Annotated in this window: 6 protein-coding genes and 1 pseudogene; 3 read left to right on the forward strand and 4 right to left on the reverse strand. The window is 66.1% G+C overall.

What is annotated here, in order from left to right; all coding sequences use genetic code 11:
* From JMF90_RS21125 to JMF90_RS21135, 3 genes are all read right to left on the reverse strand, one after another.
* A partial coding sequence (locus tag JMF90_RS21125; protein ID WP_201325395.1) for a PepSY domain-containing protein occupies window positions 1-426 on the reverse strand: 426 nt, incomplete at its 3' end.
* 241 nt (window positions 427-667) lie between these two features.
* Window positions 668-1,153, reverse strand: coding sequence for a hypothetical protein (locus tag JMF90_RS21130; RefSeq protein WP_011694508.1), 486 nt, complete (start codon window positions 1,151-1,153; stop codon window positions 668-670).
* A 365-nt stretch (window positions 1,154-1,518) separates the two neighbouring features.
* Window positions 1,519-1,842, reverse strand: a complete 324-nt coding sequence (locus JMF90_RS21135) for a hypothetical protein (protein ID WP_006484612.1) — start codon at window positions 1,840-1,842, stop codon at window positions 1,519-1,521.
* A gap of 145 nt (window positions 1,843-1,987) precedes the next feature.
* On the opposite strand from JMF90_RS21135, the gene JMF90_RS21140 reads away from it, so the two are divergent.
* Window positions 1,988-2,137: a hypothetical protein gene (locus JMF90_RS21140; RefSeq protein ID WP_166488163.1), complete on the forward strand. Its 150-nt coding sequence runs from the start codon at window positions 1,988-1,990 to the stop codon at window positions 2,135-2,137.
* A gap of 294 nt (window positions 2,138-2,431) precedes the next feature.
* Complete coding sequence (locus JMF90_RS21145; protein ID WP_011694509.1) at window positions 2,432-3,064, forward strand: LysE family translocator; 633 nt, start codon at window positions 2,432-2,434, stop codon at window positions 3,062-3,064.
* 74 nt (window positions 3,065-3,138) lie between these two features.
* Here the strand turns inward: JMF90_RS21145 and JMF90_RS21150 are convergent, their stop codons facing one another.
* Window positions 3,139-4,767, reverse strand: a complete 1,629-nt coding sequence (locus JMF90_RS21150; protein ID WP_011694510.1) for an NADP-dependent glyceraldehyde-3-phosphate dehydrogenase — start codon at window positions 4,765-4,767, stop codon at window positions 3,139-3,141.
* A 602-nt stretch (window positions 4,768-5,369) separates the two neighbouring features.
* On the opposite strand from JMF90_RS21150, the pseudogene JMF90_RS21155 reads away from it, so the two are divergent.
* Window positions 5,370-5,763 (forward strand): annotated as a pseudogene (locus JMF90_RS21155) (ankyrin repeat domain-containing protein); the annotation flags it as partial.

The raw sequence follows: 5,763 nt of genomic DNA on the forward strand, positions 1-5,763 counted from the left end.
CCGGTCGACCTGCATGAAGCGGTTCTCGACGCTCAGCGTGCCGAGTACGCTGCCGTCGTACGGGTTCACGTACACGCTCTCGCGGCTGCCGTCGCGCAACCGGAACACGTACTCGGCGCTGCGGTCCGGCGCGGTGGAGACCTGCACGGAAACCGCCGTGGCGTCGGCCGGCATCGCGGTGCGGGCGCGGGCGAGCAGCGTGTCGGCATCGAGCCGCGGCGTCGCGCGCGGTTCGACGACCAGCCGGTGCGGGTACAGCAGCGGCTCGATCTGCGGCTGGAAGCAATAGAGCGTGCCGGTGATCGCGAGGATCACGAGGAACGGCATCACGAACAGGCCGGCGTAGAAGTGCCAGCGCCAGAGCGTCCGGTAACCGGCGCTGGCGGAACGGGCGGGCGAGATGGCCCGATCGACGGTGGTCGACATGGTGTGAACTCCTCGGTTCGTCGAGCGGCGGGGCCGGCGCGGGCCGGCGGCCGTCAACGTGCGTCGCACCCGCGTGCGGGCATCGCCGCAGCAGGCGGCGCGGTGCGCTGCGCAAACGGGGCGCAGGGCGGCGTCGCCCGCGCGATGCGGGCAGGCGGGTGAACGCGTGAATCAGGTCGGGTGAAACGAACGGCGTGAACGCGCAGGCACGTCGACGTGCCTGCGCCACTGGGCGGAACGTTCAGCAGAACCGAGGAGGGGCGCGGGAGGGCGGGCGATCGTCGAATACCGATCGCACGAAAGGAAGACTGTCGAAGTGAACGCGAAAGCGTCGCGGCGGCGCCGCGGGAAACAGCAGCACCAGCAGCACGAACGATGCGATCGCGGTGAACAGCGCGGCGCCGAATGCGCACAGGCTGTCGCCGTTACCGGAAGACGCCGCCTTGTCGGCGTGCGCGTCGTGCTTCAGTGCATCGACGAGCGCCAGCGCATCGTTGGCCGGCGTGATCGGCGCGCTCGCGTCGAAGCGGGCGGCCAGCGCGGCGGCGGTGACGATCAGCGGGCCCTGGCCTGAACACAGCACCACCGAGCCCGCATCCGGACCGTCCGGATCGAGCATCACGGCGCCCGACATCAGCGCGCGGGACAGCAGCGTCACGAGGAGGAACCCCCACAGCCACTGTCGTGCGACGCCTGGCCGGAGCAGGAAGCGGCGAAGTGCGTTCATGGCGCGCGATTGTACCTCCGTTTGCGTGGAGGGGCAGGCGGGCCGTGCGTGTGGAGTGGGGCAAGTCAGGGGGAGCCAGGGGTGACGTCCCGTTCGCCGTCGGCCAGCAGATCGGCGCGATCGGCCGGCGACAGTCGCTTCATCATGCGCTCGGTGTCGTGATCGTAGCGGCGATCGTTCGATCGGGATGCTTCCGCGCGTTGCGACCGTATTGCTTCACGAAGAAGCCGAATTCGCCGGCGAGCCGGGATGTCCGGTTTCTATTTCTAACGCTCATGCGGCGAGGTTATCCGACATTCGCGCGAATCGCGCATGGCCGGCGTTGCCGCGACGGTCGTGCGCGGCGCCCGATCCCTTGCGTCCGCTCACACCGGATACGCATCGTCGACCTTCAGGTTCGCGAGCCGGAACAGCGTGCGCAGCGTCTGCGGATGGATGTCGCGGTGCGCGGCGAGCGACGTCAGCATGAAGTCGAGCACCTTCGCGTAGCGGAGCAGCACGAGGCAACGAGCAAGATCGGGCGTGCGGCCGCGCATGTCTTCGGCGAGCGTGACCATTTGCGTCGACAGCGTGCGCGCCATCTCGAGTTCCATCTGCTGTTTTTCGGTCCAGTCGGGCAGTGGCTGTTCGAGCACTTTCGCGAGGAAGAGCTGGAATGACGTATCGGACGAATTGGGCTGCGCATCCATGAAGAGCCTCGCTGCGTGTGCATATCGTACGGGCGTATCCGTGGGAGCGCCCGAGGGTGAAATCATGTCCGCGCGGTACCGGGCGCGGCTTCTGCCCGAACGGAATGCAGATTCCGTACCAGCCCCGCCGGACGATTGTTGAGCAATGTTGAGCCGTGATCCGGCGTCGGTCGGCGAGTCCCGCCGGGACTGGATCGCGCAGGCGATCGAGGAGGGCATCTACGGGCGGCAGGTAAGCGACGTCGGGCGCCTGACGCGGCGCGGCGACGCGAAATGCTTCACGGATGTAACGTAACGCGGGCGTCCGGCGCATCGCGCGCTCGTGCCGGCGAATGGCCGGAACGATGCGTGCCGCGCGGTGCGGCCATGCCCGCCGTGCGTTCGCCGACGTGAAACGGCTGCATGGAGCGCACGCCGCCGCATCGCGCGAACCGGCGGCGAACGCGCCAGTTGTTTCAAAACAGAGACGGTTCGGCGCGGCGATTGGTTGCATGGCCACGCAACTGGCCCAGCGATTGGCCGCGTAATTGTCCATGGGCAGACGGCGCGGGTTTGCCAACAATCTCCCGATCATCCCCGCGAGGTTCGCATGAACGTCCACACCTTCTTCTCGGCCAACCTGCTGCTCGCCTACACGGCCTATTTCATCGGCACGGCCAGCCCCGGGCCGAGCAATCTCGCGATCATGTCGGTCGCCGCGAACCAGGGCCGCAAGGCGGCGCTCGCATTCGCGCTCGGCGTGATTTCAGGGTCGATGTGCTGGGCGACGGTGGCGGCGCTCGGCATCTCGGCCGCGCTGCTCGCGTGGTCGAAGCTGCTGGTCGCGATCAAGGTGTTCGGCGGGCTGTACCTGCTGTGGCTCGCGTTCAAGTCGGGCCGCACGGCGCTGGCGGGGCCGCCGGCGGCAGCGGCGAACGCGGCGCGCGAGCAGCGGCTGTCGCGCTTCTACGTGCGCGGCGCGATGCTGCACCTGACCAATCCGAAGGCGATTCTCGTGTGGGTGTCGATCGTCGCGCTGTCGTCGAACGGCGCGGGCGGCGCGCATGGCGCCGTCGTGCCGGGCTGTCTGGCGATCGGCTGCCTGGTGTTCGGCGGCTATGCGCTGGTGTTCTCGATGGACGGGGCGCGCCGGTTGTATGTGCGCGGCCGGCGCGCGATGGAAGCGTGTCTGGCCGTCGTGTTCGGCGTGGCGGGCGTTCGGCTGCTGGTGACGAACGTCTAGCCCGCGCAGCGTGTGCCGGAAGCGCTCCGCCGCATTAGCGTGCGACGGAGGCTCCGGTATCAGTCAAGCCGGCTTCAGAAAATGAAGCCCGTATTGATGAACTTCGAGTGGTGATCCGACACGATCGAGTCGAGCAGCTGCTTGCTGCTGTCGGTCTGCTTCGCCGCGACCATCGAGCGGATCGAGAACGCGCGCAGCGCGTCGCTCACCGACAGCGTACCTTCCGCCGAATCCTTGCGTCCCGCGAACGGGAACACGTCGGGCCCGCGCTGGCACTGGCAGTTGATGTTCACGCGGCACACCTGGTTCACGAGCGGATCGACGAGCGCGCCGATCTGCGCCGGATCGGAACCGAAGATGCTGACCTGCTGGCCGTGCTCCGACGTCGTCACGTAGTCGAGCGCGGTTTCCACGTCGTCGAACGGCGCGACCGGAATGATCGGCCCGAACTGCTCCTCGCGGTACAGCTTCATCCCTTCGGACACCGGATACACGACGGCCGGGTAGAACAGCGTCTTGCTGAATTCGCCGCCCTGATGGTTGACGACCTGTGCGCCTTTCGCCTTCGCGTCATCGATCGCGTCGGTCATGTACGCGGTGCGATGCATGCCGGGCAGCGGCGTGATGCTGACGCCCTTTTCCCACGGCATGCCGATCTTCAACTGTTCGAGCGCGGCGGTGAAGCGCTTCAGGAATTCGTCGACGATCGAACGATGCACGAGCAGCATCTTCAGCGCGGTACAGCGCTGGCCGTTGAACGACAGCGCGCCGAGCAGGCACTCCTTCACGGTGAGGTCGAGATCGGCGTCGGGCAGCACGATCGCCGCGTTCTTCGCGTCGAGGCCGAGGATCGCGCGCAGCCGGTGCGACTTCGGGTGCTGCTTCTTCAGGTGATCGGCCACCTTGCTCGAGCCGATCAGCGCGAGCACGTTGATCTTGCCCGACGCGAGCATGTGCGGCACGACCACCGCGCCCGGCGCATAGATCGTGTTGATCACGCCCTTCGGGAACGCATCGCGGAACGCTTCCAGCAGCGGCTCGAACAGCAGCGTGCCGTACTGCGGCGGCTTGAACACCACGGTGTTGCCCATCAGCAGCGCGGGGATCAGCGTCGCGAAGGTTTCGTTCAGCGGATAGTTGTACGGGCCCATGCACAGCACGACGCCGAGCGGCGTGCGGCGGATCTGGCCGATCGTGCCTTCCGCGATCACGAAGCGCGAGTTCGCGTTGTCGAGCTCCTTCAGCGCGTCGATCGTCTGCGTCATGTACGTGACGGTGCGGTCGAATTCCTTCTGCGAATCGGCAAGGCTCTTGCCGATCTCCCACATGATCAGGTTCACGACGAGTTCGCGCTGCGCGACCATTCGCTTGATGAAGTCCTGCATGCACGCGATGCGCTGCTCGACCTTCATCGTCGGCCACTCGCCGCGGCCGGCGTCGTACGCGCGCACGGCGGCGTCGAGCGCCGCGTCGCTTTCCGTTTCGCCCATCACCGGGTAGCTGCCGATCTCGACCTGCTCGACGCTGCCGTCCGCCTGCCGCACGCACACGGGCGACAGCACGGTCTTGGTTGCGCCGTCCCACGGGCGCAATTCGCCGTCGACGAGCGACACGCGCTGGTGGATCGGCGAAGCCAGCCGGAATTCGGCGGGAATCTCTTGCAAGGCGGGAAACAGGTGCTGCAGGGAGGCGGAATCGGGCATGACGGTCTCGTTTGACGGGGTGTCCGGGAAGGACGGGCGATGCGAATCCTGAGCGGAATGATCCTCGATCCTGAATCGGCATCATGACGCGCACGCGGCTGCTCGTCACGCACGAACATGGCCGATTCAATGAATGGAACCAGTTCCATTTAAAAGGAACGCCGCAATGAATGCAACCTGGGTGCTATCGCGTCGAAATGACCGTAAGCATTTGGAAAGATTGTTGCCGAATCGCCGGTATAACAGCCATGGTGCAACCGCAAACGTTTTACTTCGGCTGAATTGAGCGGATAATGGCCCGACGCGGTGAGGAAAAAAATGCAGTGAACCTGAGAGCAGACGTAGTGAAGAACAGAAGAAGATCCGCCGCGCCGCCGATACGAGGTCGGCTGCCCGGAGCGCCGGGTCGGGGTTGCCCGGTCCGGCGCGCACCGGACATTCGCAGCGGGCCACACGCGTCGCTTCCCATCCTCGTCTTCCTGATTGCTTTCCCGTCCTGTCTTTAGAAGGTATCGCGCGAACATTGTGCGTGTGCGGTATTTCGTCGATCATGTCGGCGCGCGACAGCGCCACGAATACACACAACGATACTGAGAGCGTTCATGCGGTCGAGAACGAAAAAAGCCGCTACCGTGCTGGCACGGGGGGTGGCGTGCCTGTGCGCCGGAATGGCGTTGTCCAGTGCAAGCTACGCGCTGGAAGGCAAGGAATGGAAGCTGATGGTCGCCATGGGCGACTACGCGGCGGATAAAACCCCGCGGAACCTGGCGCGCGTCAGCGCGCTGCTCAAGCAGGGCGCGCGTCCGTATGACAAGACGGCGAAGCAGCGCTACGCGATGCCGGATGCCGAACTCACGCCGATGGGGCTGGCCGTCGTCAGCCAGGTGCCGGACGTCGTTGCACTGTTCATCGCGTCCGGCGTTGCGATCAACATGCCGATGTCGCCCAAGGGCTGGACGTTGCTGACGTACGCGATCAGCAACGCGACGCTCGGCG

The organism is Burkholderia sp. E168m23, from assembly GCF_016586125.1.
Classification (GTDB): Bacteria; Pseudomonadota; Gammaproteobacteria; order Burkholderiales; family Burkholderiaceae; genus Burkholderia; species Burkholderia orbicola.